Annotated in this window: 12 protein-coding genes; 5 read left to right on the top strand and 7 right to left on the bottom strand. The window is 39.9% G+C overall.

Features of this window, described 5'->3' with window-relative positions; genetic code table 11:
* Positions 1 to 15: 15 nt before the first annotated feature.
* The 3 genes from ABJF57_RS05730 to ABJF57_RS05720 form a co-directional block, all read right to left on the bottom strand.
* Positions 16 to 1,392: a hypothetical protein gene (locus ABJF57_RS05730; RefSeq protein ID WP_462233273.1), complete on the bottom strand. Its 1,377-nt coding sequence runs from the start codon at positions 1,390 to 1,392 to the stop codon at positions 16 to 18.
* An 88-nt stretch (positions 1,393 to 1,480) separates the two neighbouring features.
* Entirely contained in the window at positions 1,481 to 4,075 is a 2,595-nt protein-coding gene (locus ABJF57_RS05725) for an ABC transporter permease (RefSeq protein WP_462233271.1), read from the bottom strand.
* Positions 4,072 to 4,407, bottom strand: coding sequence for a PadR family transcriptional regulator (locus tag ABJF57_RS05720; RefSeq protein WP_462233270.1), 336 nt, complete (start codon positions 4,405 to 4,407; stop codon positions 4,072 to 4,074). The genes ABJF57_RS05725 and ABJF57_RS05720 overlap by 4 nt, the downstream gene beginning before the upstream one ends.
* A 90-nt stretch (positions 4,408 to 4,497) precedes the next feature.
* Between ABJF57_RS05720 and ABJF57_RS05715 the strand changes: the two genes are divergently transcribed.
* A complete protein-coding gene (locus tag ABJF57_RS05715) occupies positions 4,498 to 6,474 on the top strand; it encodes a hypothetical protein (RefSeq protein WP_462233268.1) in 1,977 nt (658 codons plus the stop codon).
* Here ABJF57_RS05715 and ABJF57_RS05710 read toward each other — a convergent pair whose 3' ends face one another.
* The 3 genes from ABJF57_RS05710 to ABJF57_RS05700 are packed head-to-tail and all read right to left on the bottom strand — an operon-like array spanning position 6,475 to position 10,494.
* On the bottom strand, positions 6,475 to 9,009 hold the full coding sequence (locus ABJF57_RS05710; protein ID WP_462233266.1) for a carboxypeptidase-like regulatory domain-containing protein: 2,535 nt from the start codon (positions 9,007 to 9,009) through the stop codon (positions 6,475 to 6,477).
* Positions 9,010 to 9,015: 6 nt separating this feature from the next.
* Positions 9,016 to 9,930, bottom strand: coding sequence for a FecR family protein (locus ABJF57_RS05705; RefSeq protein WP_462233264.1), 915 nt, complete (start codon positions 9,928 to 9,930; stop codon positions 9,016 to 9,018).
* 48 nt (positions 9,931 to 9,978) lie between these two features.
* Positions 9,979 to 10,494: an RNA polymerase sigma factor gene (locus ABJF57_RS05700; RefSeq protein ID WP_462236045.1), complete on the bottom strand. Its 516-nt coding sequence runs from the start codon at positions 10,492 to 10,494 to the stop codon at positions 9,979 to 9,981.
* Between the two features lie 159 nt (positions 10,495 to 10,653).
* Between ABJF57_RS05700 and ABJF57_RS05695 the strand changes: the two genes are divergently transcribed.
* Positions 10,654 to 11,799 (top strand): hypothetical protein, encoded by a 1,146-nt coding sequence (locus ABJF57_RS05695; RefSeq protein WP_462233260.1) that lies wholly within the window; start codon positions 10,654 to 10,656, stop codon positions 11,797 to 11,799.
* Positions 11,800 to 11,898: 99 nt separating this feature from the next.
* The gene (locus ABJF57_RS05690; protein ID WP_462233258.1) at positions 11,899 to 13,101 is read left to right on the top strand and encodes a hypothetical protein; all 1,203 of its coding nucleotides are present in this window, start codon (positions 11,899 to 11,901) and stop codon (positions 13,099 to 13,101) included.
* Here the strand turns inward: ABJF57_RS05690 and ABJF57_RS05685 are convergent, their stop codons facing one another.
* Positions 13,102 to 14,025, bottom strand: coding sequence for an SRPBCC family protein (locus tag ABJF57_RS05685; protein ID WP_462233256.1), 924 nt, complete (start codon positions 14,023 to 14,025; stop codon positions 13,102 to 13,104).
* A gap of 72 nt (positions 14,026 to 14,097) precedes the next feature.
* Here ABJF57_RS05685 and ABJF57_RS05680 point away from each other — a divergent pair, with 72 nt between their 5' ends.
* Together ABJF57_RS05680 and hutH are read left to right on the top strand one after the other, a co-directional pair.
* A complete protein-coding gene (locus ABJF57_RS05680; protein WP_462233254.1) occupies positions 14,098 to 15,000 on the top strand; it encodes a histone deacetylase family protein in 903 nt (300 codons plus the stop codon).
* 178 nt (positions 15,001 to 15,178) lie between these two features.
* On the top strand, positions 15,179 to 16,759 hold the full coding sequence (hutH, locus tag ABJF57_RS05675; RefSeq protein WP_462233252.1) for a histidine ammonia-lyase: 1,581 nt from the start codon (positions 15,179 to 15,181) through the stop codon (positions 16,757 to 16,759).

Genomic DNA, 16,759 nt, shown 5'->3' with positions numbered 1-16,759 from the left:
GCCTCAGAAAACACATCAATCTCTTATTCCAAATGGCTTGGGTTGGAAATCAACATTCTTCTCTTTTTCTTCATTGCTTGTCGGCCTTGGTTTGGTTGCCAGTGTGATATCTCTGTAAAATGGGATATCTGCAATTGGGCTTTGAAAAGAAGAATCCGCATGGTTGGATACCTGGAGATGATGTATGCCTTCGCTCAGGTCAGCAATGTTTATGTAGGTAAGGAATCCCCGTTGATTGGTCTGAATCTTATAATGGAAAAACCATCTTTGAATCGGTATTTCCTTCTGATCCAGTGCTACCCTAAAATAATTGTCGAGAACCATTGCCTCCAATGCAGCCGAAGCAGTGTCTGGATAGACTTCCCTTAATGAATCAAGAGGAGTGTGTTTAAGCATGTGCTTCTCATAGGTGATATTGGCTACTACAAATAACTTTAAAACATTCCCAGAGATAATATCTGAAGGAATATGCGCCCTCCATGAAGGATACTCCTTATTATGATCGTCATAATACCCGGCATAGGCAGTGTACCCTCTTGAATTATTCCAGATTGTAATTCTGCTGAGTTTATCGCCTGGATAGTTAGAATTTGCGATGTTTCCCGCTCCTATGATACTGATGCTTGCAAAAGCTAAAAGGAAAAGAAAGAATACCCACTTGTTGAAATTGGTCACCACACCGTAATAAATCGGACGGTAAAAACGCGAGAGGGTTAGGACGCTTACCGCTCTATGAAGTGGCCAGTAAAGTTTCGTAAACCATCTAAAGCGACGTAGATAACCAAGAGTTACAAAGTCCAGTAAGGCCAGGAGACTTATGACAACTATCGTCTGAACATAAATTTGAAAATAATCAAATAGCGGACCATCAAAGCCAAGGTCAAAATAGATGTATGCAATTGTAAATGGGAAAATGACCAACACCAAAAAGAAAAGGTATCCTCCAATGAGGCTCATAAACAGCATAAAAGAAACGCTAAACAAAGAGCTACTAATCTTTTCCAGCCGAATAACAATGCGTTCATAAGATGGAGTGTTAGCGACACGCTCTTTGAACTTCCCTTGGTAGCTAATGTTCGTTCCATCAATACCCTTAGGAAAGGTGTAGCTCAGACCTACCATCCCTATCCATATTCCTCTGCAGATCAGGTGAAGAATTAGGCCGGCAATGAGCCAGTAGATCCCCATTTTAAACAACGCTACCAGGTTGTTTATATCTGTAGAGTTTCCGAAAATATTAAGCTTGAAAAATATTAGAAAATCGTCTAACAGATCAGGAACTTTAAACATCCCATAAAGGACTATTCCAGACAGCAAAATTTCAGGTTCCCAGCTACGTTGTTGCAGCTCTCCCAACCATTTGGGTATAATTGATTTACTTTCATCGGCCATGATCCGATAAAAATAGCGAGAATTGAATTGATCCTAAAGAATCAATTAAAAGCGAGAGATGATCATAGTCTATCCCTCGCTTTTATCTTTATTCGTTTCGGAGTAAATCCGCAGGATTCACCTTTATGGCTTTGTTTATTTGTCCTGCTACTGTGATTACAAGCGTAATTAGTATGATAGCCATCGCTATAATAAAAGGTAATGCGGTGACCGATTTAGGATCAGGAAAAATAGAGATAACTATGTTCATCATGGCAAATGCCCCGAGCGGTGCGCCAACGATAAAGGAGATAAGAAGTACCCACATGTACTGTTTGCTAACAATTCTTACCAATGCTTTGGGCTCGGCACCCAGTACTTTTCGAACGCTAAATTCCTTCAATTTTCCCTGTACATTGAAAGAAAGGAGACCATACAGACCCAAACAAGCTAAAACGGTAGCAATTCCTGAAATAAAGAGAAGCAATACCGTATTGGTGTTGTTCTCTTGGTAAAACCGGTCAAAAACATCCTCTTGAAATTCACGGTCGAAAGGGTCATTTGGCGCGATACCTTGCCAGGCAGTACGCGCACTTGCTTCCAGTTCTGGTAGTTTTTCAGGAGTAGTTTTCACCGTCAAGTAACGAACCCTCTTAGGATCCAACCCCTTGATCATCACGGGATCTATTTCGGAAAAGAAATCATAGTAATGAAAGTTTTCTACTACGCCAACCACCGTTCTGCGTATGCTATCATGCAAAAAAGTTTTGCCAAGTGGATTGTCCCATTTCATGGCTTCTACAAATTTTTCATTGACAACTACGTTGCTTGTTTGATCGGTGACCTGGTTCGTCAACGTCCTCCCCTCCTTGATTCGCAATTGAAATGTTTTGAAATAGTTTTCAGAAACGGCTATCTGACGAATAGGGAGTTGTTTATCCTCAATCTCTAGCGAACTCTTGATGATTCCACGTCCAATTAAGAAATCTGAAGAGGTATAAACATCAACTGCCGGGTTGTTGATTAACTCATTTTTCAACAGTTCATACTCTTCTGCATTACTTACACGGATAGACATTGTGCCGGCAGGATTATAACCCCAGTCTTTTCCTCCCAGGTAGATGTTTTGCTCTGTCATGATAAAGCAACCAACAATGGTGGTGATGGCGAGGAAGAATTGAAACCCTAGCATGATCACAGAAAATCTATTCTTTGAACCAAATTTCTGATTCCCTTTAAAAATAGTAATGGAATCAAACTTAGAAATATAAAATGACGGATATGCTCCAGCGATGATTCCAACACTGAATAATAATCCTATCAGAAAAAACACAAGCTTCACTGGTTCGGCAGTTCTAAATCTCACGTTTAACTCTGGAATCAAATAATCGAACCAAGGGATCAGAAAGAAATAGGACAAAACTGTACCAACAATTAAAGCAAAAAGGCATTGAAGCAGGTTTTCAGTCATGAACTGCATGACAATTTCTTTACGTACGCTGCCCATAACTTTCCTCAAAGCAATCTCCTTTAGCCGTTTGGATGCACTTACAACGCTGATATTCATAAAGTTGAAGCAAGCCATGCTCAATAAGAATATGGCGATAACCGTCAATGCTATTCTACCTGCCGGATGTCCGCCTCCTGCTACAGCTCCAACAATTTTATATGAAGAAGTGGACAAATCAGCTAGAGAGAATGCTTCAAATGCCTTTATTTTCCACTCTGGGTTGCTGCTACGCTGCAGCTCAATGTAATCGTCATATCGCTCTTCAACTGTGGAGATTTTCTCTCCTTTTTTAAGTAAGATGAAAGTGGCGTCCGTCATGAAAGCCCATCCTTTGGTTCCCTTAAACCCCAGATCATGGAAATTGTCCATGGGTAGGTAGAAATCAAAGTTCATGCTTGTATTGTAAGGATACTCATCTAAAACAGCCCCTACAGTTAGACGTTTTAGTTCTCCATTGGTGAATTTGAACAGCAGTTCCTTTCCCATGGGGTCCTCTTCATTGAAGTACTTGATAGCCATGTCTTTACTGATAACCACATGGTTTTTGTTTTTAAGAACCTGTTTGCTCCCGCTGAGCATAGGAAAATCGAATATTTCGAAATATCCAGGATCCACAAAGAGTGTGAGCTCATCAAATACATCCGAGCCAAATCTTACATTGGCACTGCGATACTCTATTCTTGAGAAAGACTCTATGGAAGAGATTTCAGAGACGAGACTAGGTCCCAGTTCAATGGGGGTATCACCCCATAACTCTTCACTTCCGTCCTGTTCTACATAGTTCGTCAATTGATAAATCCTATCACCTTTGTTGTGATAGCTATCCATATTGAGCTGCATATCAGTGAAAATAAAGATGGAAACGGCAAAGCAAATTGCTATGGCGAGACCGAAAATATTGATTGAAGATGTAACCAGGTTTTTGCGAATGTTTCGCATACCCAGTTTTAAATAGTTTTTAAAAAGCATGAATTGATTCATAGTAGCGTATTTTGAGTTTGACTTTTTGACGTTTGACCACCTAAAAAAACGGAAGACATCCCAGATGAATTTGACCTTTGCCGTTTTCGGATTTTGCTCCTCAATTCTCCGTTCAAAAAGTTCATAGATGTCCCCTTCTATTTCCTCTAAAAATCGTGGATGGCAGTACCACCTAAGAAACCGATCGGCCCATTTGGGTGGCTGGGCATTCATGATGAAAAGTTGTAAGTGATATTGGGAATTCGATCATACAATGATCGTCGCAGAGCAATGCTTTGATCCAGCGCCAGCTTTCCTTCTTTGCTCAATGTGAACAATCGTTTCCTTCTGCCGCCACGTTCATTCGTGGATCCACCCATGCGAGATTTTAGTAGTCCTTTTTCTTCCAATCTCCTGAGTACGGCGTGGATGGCACTGATATTCATGTCCCTCCCAGCTTTATCTTTCACTTCATCCATCACTGCTACGCCGTATGCTTCATCAAATAATGAACCTACGGTCAATAACACTAACTCCTCTAGTTCACCAATGTGTGTTCCTTTCATTCTATGTGATTTATTTGTTGTAGAATACGTGAAAGTAATCAATTAGTTGTATAAAAAGTGAAAGTAATCCAGTGAAAAAATTGTCGCTTGATGAGCGATACTTATTTTATACTTGCTGACATAACACTGATGTCAAAGTTGAAGGGAAAATTGAGAGTTGTTTTATTGTTGCTTCTGTTTGGGTTTAGTGTGGAGTCGGTAAAGGCTCAATATGAATCCGTAAAAGTGAGAAAGAACCAGGTTTTGGTTATTGCTGATTCTCTTTTTGTACCCAAAAAAGACACTACACTCCTACTCCCAACTCATACTAAATATCAAGTGTATGATAACAAGTATATCCTCTCAGACGGGTTTTATGACTCCATTTATTCCGTCGCTAAGAAGAATCGTGTGACGAGAGAGCTTTTCAATTTGCTTATAATTGAAAATACCCCTGAAGACCCTTTTCAAAACAAGGAACCGGTAAAAAGTGAGGATTTCTTTATGGCTTATCGGGGTAAGACAATAAGTGCAATAAACTATGTTTCGGTGGATTTATTTGGTGGTTCGGTCAACGATACTACCCTTAAAGCCAAATCAGGAATTGGCAAACTTAGCAATGAACTCCATAAAAATACCTCCGAGGATGTGATTTCAAAACATCTCCTTTTTAAGACTGGGGATGATGTAGATCCTTTTAAACTGGCAGATACGGAACGAATTATCCGATCGCTCCCGTACATTGAAGATGCCAGGATAGTCCTTGAAATAGATTCAGAAAACCTGCGAGCTGTTACGGCTACAGTTGTTGTAAAGGACAGGTTTCCTTGGTCCATCGATCTGTCTCTGGATGATAACGATGCCTTTCGTACAGGTTTTACCAATCAGAATATTCTTGGGACGGGAAATGAATTTGGCGTAGGCTACTTGTATAACGGCAAAGAACAGCCTAAGCATGGCTATGACGCATACTATACGGTCAGAAACATTAAAAATTCGTTTGTTGATGGTACAGTGTATGTTTCTGACAATTATGAAGGAAAAAGCAAAGGAATCTCATTCAAAAGGAATTTTCTATCGCCAAACATCAAGTATTTTGGTGAGGCTACTTTCGAACATGTAGAACCCATAACGGACCTTGTGTTTGCAGATTCCTTGTACGAAAAAGATTTCATGGTTGAGCGGAAAAGCTATGACGTTTGGGCTGGCAGATCATTTCTGGTGGGTGATCGAAAATCCATAAATGCAACACTGAGACTTGATCACGACAATTTTAATATGCGGCCACCTGTACAGGCAGATAGTAACATCACCTATCAGAATCATCACTTTCTGGTGGGAGCGCTTTCCTACAGCAAGATAAACTTCTTAAAAACAAAGAATATCTTATCGTTCAACATTACAGAGGATGTCCCGATTGGGTTTATTTATTCCGTAATTTTTGGCAAAGATTTTACTGAGTTTGGCAAGCGCAACTACAGAGGATTTCGAGGCTCTTTTTCTACCTACAACAATAGATATGGATACTTCTTGTTCAATCTAGAATCTGGATATTTCACCATGCATGACCAAAGGACCAATCAGGTGGTGCAAATTGATGGAAGGCACTTTACCCCGCTGTTCGATTTAGGAGGAGCTTATTCAAGAATATTCACACGATTTCATTATTTCAATGGAAATAGACTTTCCATCCCACTATCTCAGAGCTTAGCTGCAGAAAACAGGATTAAAAGTATTGAAGGCATTCAAATAAGAGGCAACCGTCTTGTCACACTTACGACGGAATATGTCGTTTTCCAACCTTGGTATTTCTATGGGTTCAGGTTTGCTACGTATGGTCACATCGGATTTGGAAATGTGCAAGAATCTAGAATCTCCGATCCTTTCAACAATACGTATTTTACTGCAGGAGGTGGTGTAAGGATAAGAAATGAAAGTTTAGTCTTTAGCACGTTTGAATTTAGAATCTCCGCCTTCCCAAATGCACCTGTGGAAGGACAGCTGTTTTACTTTAAAATCTCGCTTTCCGCACCTCAGTTTTTTCAAAGTCCAATTGTTCGTAAGCCTAAAATCGTAGGATTGGATTAGTTACCAAAAAAACCTAAATACAAAATTAGGAGTGATTCCAAGCGAGTAAACACGCGTATCTATGAGGTCATTTTCTAAAGATGGAGTGGTTCGAAATTCACGATTAAGCAGATTCCTACGGTTATAAATGTTTAGTACAGATAAGCCGACTCGGTACCGAATATTGCTGGCCTTCTTTGATCTAAATTCTTTCAAGACTGAAAAGTCCAGGCGATGATATGGGGGTAAATTGTTGGCATTAATGGCTTCATAAAAAATCCTTACCGGTCCTGCTTGACCATCTTCCACTGGCAGCACTTCGGTATAGGATTTACCCGTGTGCCACATCCATCCAAGGGATACTTCCCAATCTCTAAAAGTGGCTATGTTGGACCATCGCAAGGTGTGTTCAATGCTCCAGCTCCCTGGGAATGGTTGATCATCGTTGAGTCCTGAAAATGTATTTTGCGTTCGTATAAATGAGTAACTAAACCACGTCTCATAATTCATCCAGGTTTTCTTTAAAAAAGAATCAATGCCATAGATGCTGCTTTTCCCCTCTCGGAATTGATTATCTAAGCCATTGAGGTAGCCAAAGATTAAGGTTGTAACTCCATTTACTTCTTTTCTATATCCCTCCAACTCTGCAAGCCAACTCTTCCTTTTATACCTAAGCCCTGAACCTATCTGTAAACTTGTAAGTATAGGAAAGCGATCAGGTGAAGCAAGTGACCACACTTTGTTTTCGAGTGACAAGTCGCTAATAACCGATTCCTTAATTTGACTCGCAGCTTGTGTTCTATACTCTGCTGATAAGGAGGCGGATATCTTTGGAAAAACCTGTCGCTGAGCATACAAGCGTGGCTCTAAAAATACTTCATTCAGCTGTTCATAATACGTGATGCGTACCCCTGGTCTAATGAAGAATTTCTCATCTTCATACGCATATTCGGCATAGCCGGCGTACGTATGAATCGTAGAATTGTCTGAGTCTAGAATGATCCGATAGGAAGGAGCTTCGGTTTCGTAAGCATATTGTATCCGCGTATTGTTGATGTTAAAACCTGAGTTGAGGCTACTGTTAGCATTCAGCTTGTACTTCCCGTTGAGGTGAAAGGTAACATCTCTCACAAAGTTTTTCTTGCTTGATTCAGTTGAAGTGTCTGCTTCATTTCGAAGAAAGCTATACTTCAAAATGTACTTAGAATAGCTTGTGCCAACATCAAACGATAGTCTTGCTTCGGAGCGTTTTTTCCAAAAGACACTAAGTCCCTCATTTGCATGTATAAGTTGGTCGCTAAATGATAGATTATTGTCTACATCTTCAGATTCAAAATCAAGTTCATTTCTATTATATAAACTACTTATTATCAGCTTGTTATTGTTATTGATTTGCCATGCAGAATTAAATGAATAATCATTGAAATAGAATGAATTTCCAGCTTGTTGTTCCTCAGCGGTAGATGCTCCTATTTTTGTGTTCTGAAACACCCTGTCAGACATCTGACTATACGTTGGAGTTTGTAGAAAATCAGTAAACGAGCGTCGTGCAGATAACTGTATCGAAAGCTTATCAGTGAGAATGGGGATGTTTATGTAACCGTCCGAGTATAACATGTTAGTACCTACTCCACCAGTAAATTCGTTCGACACTTCGTCTTTGCTGGCAATATCAATCACAGATGATATTCTATCACCATACTGCGCTGATGTTCCATGCTTTATAAAGCTAACCTTATCCGTTACATACGGATTGAATGTAGAAATCATCCCAAAGAAGTGTCCTTGACTATACGTTTTTATCCCATTCCATAAGATCAGGTTCTGATCTGGTAAACCACCTCTCACATGAATTCCTGCAGCGGTCTCAAAAGGGCTATTTACTCCGGGCACCTGCTGAATGCTTTGCATTATGTCAGGTTCTGACAGACCGGAAAGGGCTTTTAATGTATGTGAGTCTATAATCGTTGCATTTTTGCTCTGGACAATGCCAGCTGCCAGGTAGTCACTAACAATTACTTCCTGCAATTCTTCAATTGACTCAGCCATGAGAATAGCAGTGCAATTCTGAAACGATAACCTGGAAACCTTAAGACGCTTTGGCGCATAACCAACGTATCTGAATGTTAGCCATGAATCATAAGGAATCGAATCGAGTTGAAATCGTCCGTTTCCGTCTGTGAAAACCCCTTCCTGCCTTGTATAACCAACCGAAACACCTAGAAGTCTATCATTGCGATGATTAGAAACCTGTCCACATAAGGATACCTTATCAGAGCTTTTGTAGTTTCTGACAATAATGTAATCATCGCTCACACTTTCGAACCTCAGCCGAGTGTCCAGTTCAAGCACATGGATGTTTTGAGCCAATGATTGAGTAGTGTCAATTGCACCTTCTTTTCCTGCAATCACCTCATCGAGGTATGAAAACTGTACACCAAATTTTGCTTCAAGCTCAATCAGAATTTGACGTAGATCTTCTTCTGCTTCAACTTCTTGAGTCCAAGACAATAGCGGAACGCATAATGCGATGAAGAAAAAGCGGTGAAGTTTCATTAAAGTTTAGTTGCTAAGCAGAACTACATTCCCTTTCTTTTCATACTCCACTTCGAGTGATCCAAGGAACACTTCGAGCGCCAAATCTAAATCGCCATGTGGAAAACCTCCGGTATACGCCAAGTTATCAATGTTTTCAACTCCTTTAAATTGTACATCGTACTGGTTTTGAAATTCTCTTAGCACATATGCTATGGGGACACTCACAAACGAAGATTTGTTTTGGAGCCACGATGGTTGAGTCTTGGATAATTCTGTCCTTACCAACCGCGAATGCCTTGTTCTTCTTACACTTCTTTTTGGCTTTAAGACTTCTTCTTCACCCCCACTTAGCACTTTGACGCTTCCTTCAAAGCACATTACCTGAAAAAACCCATCAAGTTCCTGTACAGTAAATTCTGTACCTAAAACAGATACATCTCCCATCGATGTTTTCACGGTAAACCGATCTCCTTTTTGTACTTTAAAAAAACCTTCTCCTACGAGTTGTAATTCTCTCTTAATTTTCCAATCCTCTGTAGAAAAAGATAGCGTAGAATTCGCATTCAAAGTAACTTCAGACCCGTCAGGGAGAAGGATGCTTTGCTTTTCGCCAACTCCAGTTTCATATTTAGTTAGTTGCGTAGAAAAAAAGACACTATACAAGGCAAAACTGAATAAAATCAAAATAGAGGCGGCAGCAGAGAAGATCCAAAGCTTTGGAGTTGGTTTTTTACTATTTACTTCAAAACTCCGGCGTTTTTTGATCTCTTCGAGAATTCCGCTTTCATCAAATGAAGGTGAATCAAGCAATTCGGCGCCCTTGCGAATTTTCATATAGAAAGCATACTCGTCACTTTTCTCAAAAGCTTCGAGCTCTGTTTCGCTTAGCTCACCGTTGAGCCAGCGAGCTAAAAAAGTATCATTTTTAAATTCACTCATAATTTGTCCTTATATCACAAACGCACAAATCCAACATTTACCCTACCCCTATATATCTCCTATTTGATTCCGTAACTTCAAAAGAGCCTTGTGCATTGATTTTTCAATTGCTTTTACAGAAACTCCTGAAATCTGAGCGATCTCCTTATAAGTCTTTTTCTCTACTCTGTTCATCAAGAAAACTTCCCGTTGCTTATCAGGCAAACTTGAAATGGCACTTGTCAGCTTTTCCATAAACTCCTTTTCAAGTATTAAAAATTCAGGTGATTCCTGATCGACATCCATTTTGATGGCACGTTCAGTATATTTCAAATGGACTTTTTCAGATCTTTTTAAGCTGGTACTAAGATTGGTTGCCACTTTGTACAAAAATCCTCGTGCTGTTTCCATAGTAACCTTCGCACAATTCTTCCAAAGCCTGATAAATGACTCCTGCACTACATCATCGGATTGTTCACCATCACCGAACTTATAATATATGTAGTTTCTCAATGCCTTAGCATTCGACGCATAAAAGGCATCGAATTGAGTTTCATCACATAAGGGTTTTTCCAACTTTGGCATCCAGTAAACTAAACTATCCGATTTTAAGTCAACTCAAAAATCAAAAGCCTCAATAAAAAAATAAAATAAAGGGGGTAGGGTCTCCAATTACACTGTGCGTTTCAAAGTCAAAGAAGGGAAAATCCCTCGAATAAAATTTGACAATTAAATGAAACACCTATGCGATTACTAAAATCATACGGCATACTAACAGTACTCTTTGCAGCAGTGCTTATGAGTGCCTGCGAAAATGAAAATCCATGCCCAGGCGTAAACTTAGAAGTTGATATTGATAGCGCAAATCAGTCCGTAAATATTAAGGCTGAGGGACTAGAAGGTCTTGCCTTCGACCTATTTGTAAATGATTCTCTTGTACAATCGTTTACCGGCGAGATTGACACCACAGAGTTTTCATTCACGTTTGAAACTGGAGAATATAAAGTGTGCTTGATCGCAGAATCAGAAAACTGCAATCAGCGAATCGAAGGATGCGTAGAATTTGAAATACAAAATCCAAACAGGGAAAAATGCCTTGGTTTGGAATTTAAATCTGAGCAATTAGAACATGATTATTTTAAGTTCATTGCTGAATTTGAAGGCATTGAGACCATTCCCTATGTGTGGGTCATTGACGGAGATGTGGTAAAAGAAGAGCCACTTTCGGACAACCGAACAAACTATTTGAAATGGGACTTTGCTCCCGGCACGTATACTGTTTGCATCGTTTCAGAAAATGATCAATGCGGAGAGGTTAGCTATTGCGAAGAGATAGTGATCGACGCTATTTGTGTAGAAGAAGTTCGATTTGAAGTAGAAGAAGACAACCGATTTACCTACTACTTCTTTGCGGATTTTGACTACAAAGAATACACTAAGTATCATTGGTATATTGATGAGGATTTAGTTGAATCTGAAGTACCTGGTAACGAGGCAACTGATCATAAGCTTTTCTGGCAATTTGGAGTAGGCACACACAACATTTGCTTAGTAACAGATCAGGAAGGATGCGAATCAGTCGAGTATTGCAAAACCATCGAAATAAGTGATGTTGATTGTTTAGAACTTGGCTACTCTGCAGTATTGACAGAAACCGACTCTACCGATTTCTACACGTTCACTGCTGATTTTGAGAAAAGGGATGACGTTACATACATATGGAAAGTATTCGTCAACGACGATTTTCAGCATCAAGAAGTAAGACAGGCAGGCAGTGATGCTGATCACACTTTTGTGTGGCACTTTGACCCTGAAGTAGAATACGAAATTTGTCTTAAACAAGATGAATGTGACGACAATCAAGTTTGTAAAAACTTCTCTGTGGATTAACTCATTTTCTTAGGTTAGTTGATAAGGGAACCGACCTTTTAAATAAGGCGGTTCCTTATTTTCTAAATCTTAGAACTAAATTTAAACGAAAAAATAAGAATGAATATACCATCAATCATACGACCTGTTCGGGGAATTTTACTCCTCCTAGTCGTTTTGATGATGTCCATTCAAGCTTGTGTTTCTGAAGATGAACTTGATTTTCCCGATAAGAAAGACTCACTGAACTTATCGGAAAGTGTAGCGATTGTTTCTACCCTCCGAGCTGTTGAAAAATCCATTCTTTTAGAAGACAACAGATTTCAAGTTCTTTACCCACTCGAACTTCAGTTCAATAATGACCTGCGAATTACCATATCAGATTTTGACGGATTAAAGTCAGTCGCCGAAAACTCCTCGATTAGTCAGCATGTAGATGCCATAGCATTCCCATTCGATGTTTTGAATGGAGATATAGAAAAGACTATTCAGAATGAACAAAGCTTCATCAACCTGCTGGATGATGTCGAGATCCCTACCCTTAGGGATGAGTTTGATCCATTCTTTACGCAGTGTTTTGACTTGGTCTATCCGATAAAAATGTTGGATACAGATAGCAATGAAATCACTATCGCTAGCAAAGAAGCTTACTTTGCTTTCGAATTGGATCAAGGATTCGACAAGCAACCAAAGTTCATTTACCCGATAGCCATATTTGATTATGCCTCGGAGAGCAACAAAACAATAGCTTCTCCATTTGAGCTATTTGAGGTATTCGATGCATGTAAAAAATGTCCTCAACTATCCTTCAGGATAGATACTGTAGAAATCGATAGATATCAATTTACCGCCGACTTTGAAGAACTTGATCGAGTATTTTCATACGGATGGTACATCAACGGTGAGAAGGTTGAGACAGATGGGACAGGTGTTCAAGGCGATAACATGCTTATTGAAACCTTTCCAGAGGGCAACCATGAAATATGCATTAAAGCCACTCTGCCGGAAGATGATTGCTTTTCAGGAACTGAGTATTGTCAGATAATCTCCGTAGATCCGTGCCCATTCGTGTCATTCGAGACAGAGACCATAAATAATAGCACCTATAAATTCATTGCCAATTTTCCTGCCAAAGACCTCATAGAGTACACTTGGGCGATCTATCGAAATGAACAATTAATCTTTTCGCAGTTGGAAGACATCGAGGGAGACAATGAACTTTTTTATCAATTTGATGCTGGTACCTACAAAGTTTGCCTGGAATCTGAACGCGCAGCCTGTCCTGAGGTATTGAAATTCTGCGACAATATCGTTGTAGAATAGTTATTTAATAGGAAAGTGTATCTCGGCTATTAGATCTTTCTCTGGGGTGGTTTTAGGATCATTTAAGTAAACTTCGAAAGGATAAAGCTTTTTGTGATGCTTGAATTCCTTATTTCTCATCATTGCTTGTCCTGTAGCCCATGCATTCCCTACATATTTATATGCACCAATATGTCTTATTTTTTGAACCATAACCTCAGGTATTCTTCCGGTCTCAAAACCTGCAGGTATATCTTCCGGTGTTTTCGAAACGGGAATTGATGCGATGTATTTTATCCTATTGTTAACCAAGTCCCATTTGCTATAAATGGTGAAGGGGCTTCCAGCCACAAGGTCTTTGTTAATTTCTGCAAATGCATGAATCCGTCCATAATCCTCTTCCATATGCTGAGCTATGCTTTCACGCGTGCATTCGGTTTGAATGCCAATCCATTGACACGACTCAAATTTTACCGGATCGGAAAATTCTAATCGGGAGTGTATTTCGCCTGCCTCTACATAAGACTTGAGCATTCCCAAACCGCGTTCATAGTCTGATCCTACAAAGGCTTTCATCATCTTTTTCATCCAGAAAAGGTAGAAAGGCAAACTGCTTTCCATGATCCACGTTACTTCCGTACCTCCATCAGTGGGAGATAGTTGAAAACTAGTAGTATTTGATGATTTCCAAGGTTTTATGAAGTTAAGATCAAAATCTATGTACTCATTTTCACGTTGCGTTCTCATACGCATATTTCCAGATCCGAGTCGGTCTCCATCCCATTCATATGATTTATTGTCATCTGCAATCTTCACTTTTGCTTCTGGTTCCATCAGCAACCATGGTGACCATTTTATCCATTGATGGAAATCGGAAAGTGCTGGAAACACAACTTCCGCGGGAGCATTAATTTTGACGGATCGTTCAACTTTTACTTTAGACATGGGTTTATGATTTAGGTGCTAGTACAAGATAGTCTACACAAACAAAAATGAAAAGTAAGAATTTATATCAAAATGCTTAAAATAGCCTGGTCGCCTATATATAATCATCCGCTTCCTCCAAAGCATAGGTTTCCAATGGAAAAATATGACCTTCTCCCCCGTCAACTTGTGCATGAAGGAACCATAGAAGAAAAGAATTTATTTGCCCCGCGCAATTTGACAGAAGATGAAATTTTAGCTGTTCATAAAAAAGCGTATTGGAACAAGCTTCAAAAACTCAACTTTAGCAGACAAGAAGAAAGAAGAAGTGGTTTTCCAATAACAAAAGAATTGGTAGACCGGGAAATTGCAATTAATGGAGGGACGATTCAATGTGCGGAGTATGCGTTGGAATATGGGGTTGCAATGAACATTGCTGGGGGTACGCATCATGCATTCACAGATAGAGCTGAAGGCTTTTGTCTATTGAATGACATTGCCATAGCGTCTAGATATTTGCTCAACCGCAAAAAAGCATCACAAGTTTTAGTTGTCGATTTGGACGTGCATCAGGGAAATGGGACCGCTGAGATATTTGCAAATGAAGCAGCTGTATTTACCTTTAGTATGCATGGGGAGCATAATTACCCTCTGCAGAAAGAGAAATCCGATTTAGATGTCCCTCTGCAAGATGGGACAGATGATAACACTTATTTACGTTTACTTGACACTACTCTCAACCAGCTGTTAGATTCTGTACAGCCTGATTTCATTTTTTTTCAATCAGGTGTAGACGTATTAAAAACAGATAAATTAGGTCGGCTTGGGATGACAATTGCAGGTTGCAAAAAGAGAGATCAGCTCGTCATATCACTTGCTAAGAAACACGGCGTTCCATTGGTAGCCTCTATGGGGGGTGGATATTCAAGTGATGTACGAGACATATTGGAGGCGCATTCGAATACATATCGGGTCGCTCAATCCATCTATTTTTAAGGTAGAACTGTTTCCATAAAACAATCCACTATTTTACCTGTTTATTCTTTATTACGTAAAAGTTATAGTTAGTTTAACCTAATAAACCAGATGATCTACGCCATCTGGTTTTTTTTTTGAAATACCTAATTTACCTTAGAGCCATATTGATTTTGTTGCTTTAACAACTATTTTAACTATGACTCATTTTCCTTCCAAATTTCATTATGGAGAAGATCACCTCACTGCAGGAATTGCTTTGTCAATCGCAAGAGGAATCACCAAAGGACTACTTTCCGAAGCTGCAAGGAATGCGATTAGGAAGAGCGCCAATGATGTGAAAATCATAGCTGATGGTGATCGTGCTGTATATGGAATTAATACGGGTTTTGGCCCTTTGTGTACAACTCAGATATCCAAAGATGAAACCAGCACCTTGCAGAAAAACCTGCTCATGAGTCATGCGGTAGGTCTTGGGGATCCTATTCGTGATGAATTAGCCAAACTCATGATGATCCTTAAGGTTCATGCATTAGCTAAGGGGTTTTCTGGGGTACAAGAAGAAACAATTGACCGTATCATCTTTCACATTGATCATAATGTCATTCCGATGGTTCCTGAGCAAGGCTCGGTAGGAGCTTCAGGGGATCTGGCTCCTCTCTCCCATTTATTCCTTCCCCTAATTGGGCTAGGAAAGGTGAAGGTAGATGGTGACTTCATTCGAACACATGAATGGTTGAAGAAAGAAGGAATACAACCAATCGAACTTGGTGCTAAAGAAGGGCTTGGCTTAATCAACGGGACGCAGTTTATAGCGGCTCATGCAGTCAAAGTGGTGGAGCAATTGCAAAATGTAATGATACATGCAGATATTTCAGGTGCCTTAATGGTTGAAGGGTTGTTAGCTTCTGTCAAGCCATTTGCTCCTGAATTGCATAATGTTCGAGCATATAAAGGTAGTCGTCATGTTGCAGCATTTATTAGCAACTTATTAAGCGGTTCGGAAGTGGTTCACTCTCATGCGAACTGTGCCAGAGTTCAAGACCCCTATTCACTGCGCTGCATGCCGCAAGTTCATGGTGCATCTCGCAATGCCTGGCTCCATGTCAAAGAAATGCTCGAGGTAGAGATTAATTCTGTAACGGACAATCCCATTGTCTTCAGTTCTGAGCATACCATCAGTGGTGGCAATTTCCACGGTCAACCAATGGCTCTCCCATTGGACTATGCATGTCTTGCTGCATCTGAAATTGGGAATATTTCTGATCGTAGAATTTATCTTTCTTTGGAAGGAGATACTCCAGGCGTACCTAAACTCTTACTCAAGGAGACAGGCACTAATTCAGGTTTCATGATTCCACAATACACGACCGCCGCCCTTGCCAGTGAAAACAAAGGGCTTTGCTTTCCTGCAAGTGCTGATAGCATTCCTACATCCTTAGGCCAGGAGGATCACGTGAGCATGGGATCCATTGGCGGACGTAAAGCATTGCGTGTAGTAGAAAATGTAGAAAAGATCATTGGTGTTGAAACTTTCTGTGCAGCACAAGCAGTGGATTTCCACAGGCCACTTAAGTCAAGTAAGATCATGTCTGCCATTCACGAACATATTCGATCAAAAATTGCGCATATCACAGAAGATGGGGTTATGAACGAATACATGGAAACAGCCATTGAAATGGTTAAAAACAAAGATTTAGTTACCGTTGCACGAAGTGCCGCGGAAAAACAAGGCATTACATTGACGACCGAGTTTAGTGCAGAATTTGATCAATTTTAA

Origin of the sequence: Ekhidna sp. (assembly GCF_039940915.1) — a bacterium.
Classification (GTDB): domain Bacteria; phylum Bacteroidota; class Bacteroidia; order Cytophagales; family Cyclobacteriaceae; genus Ekhidna.
The sequence above is the reverse complement of the archived record's forward strand: the minus strand, read 5'-3'. Positions and strand labels throughout refer to the sequence as shown.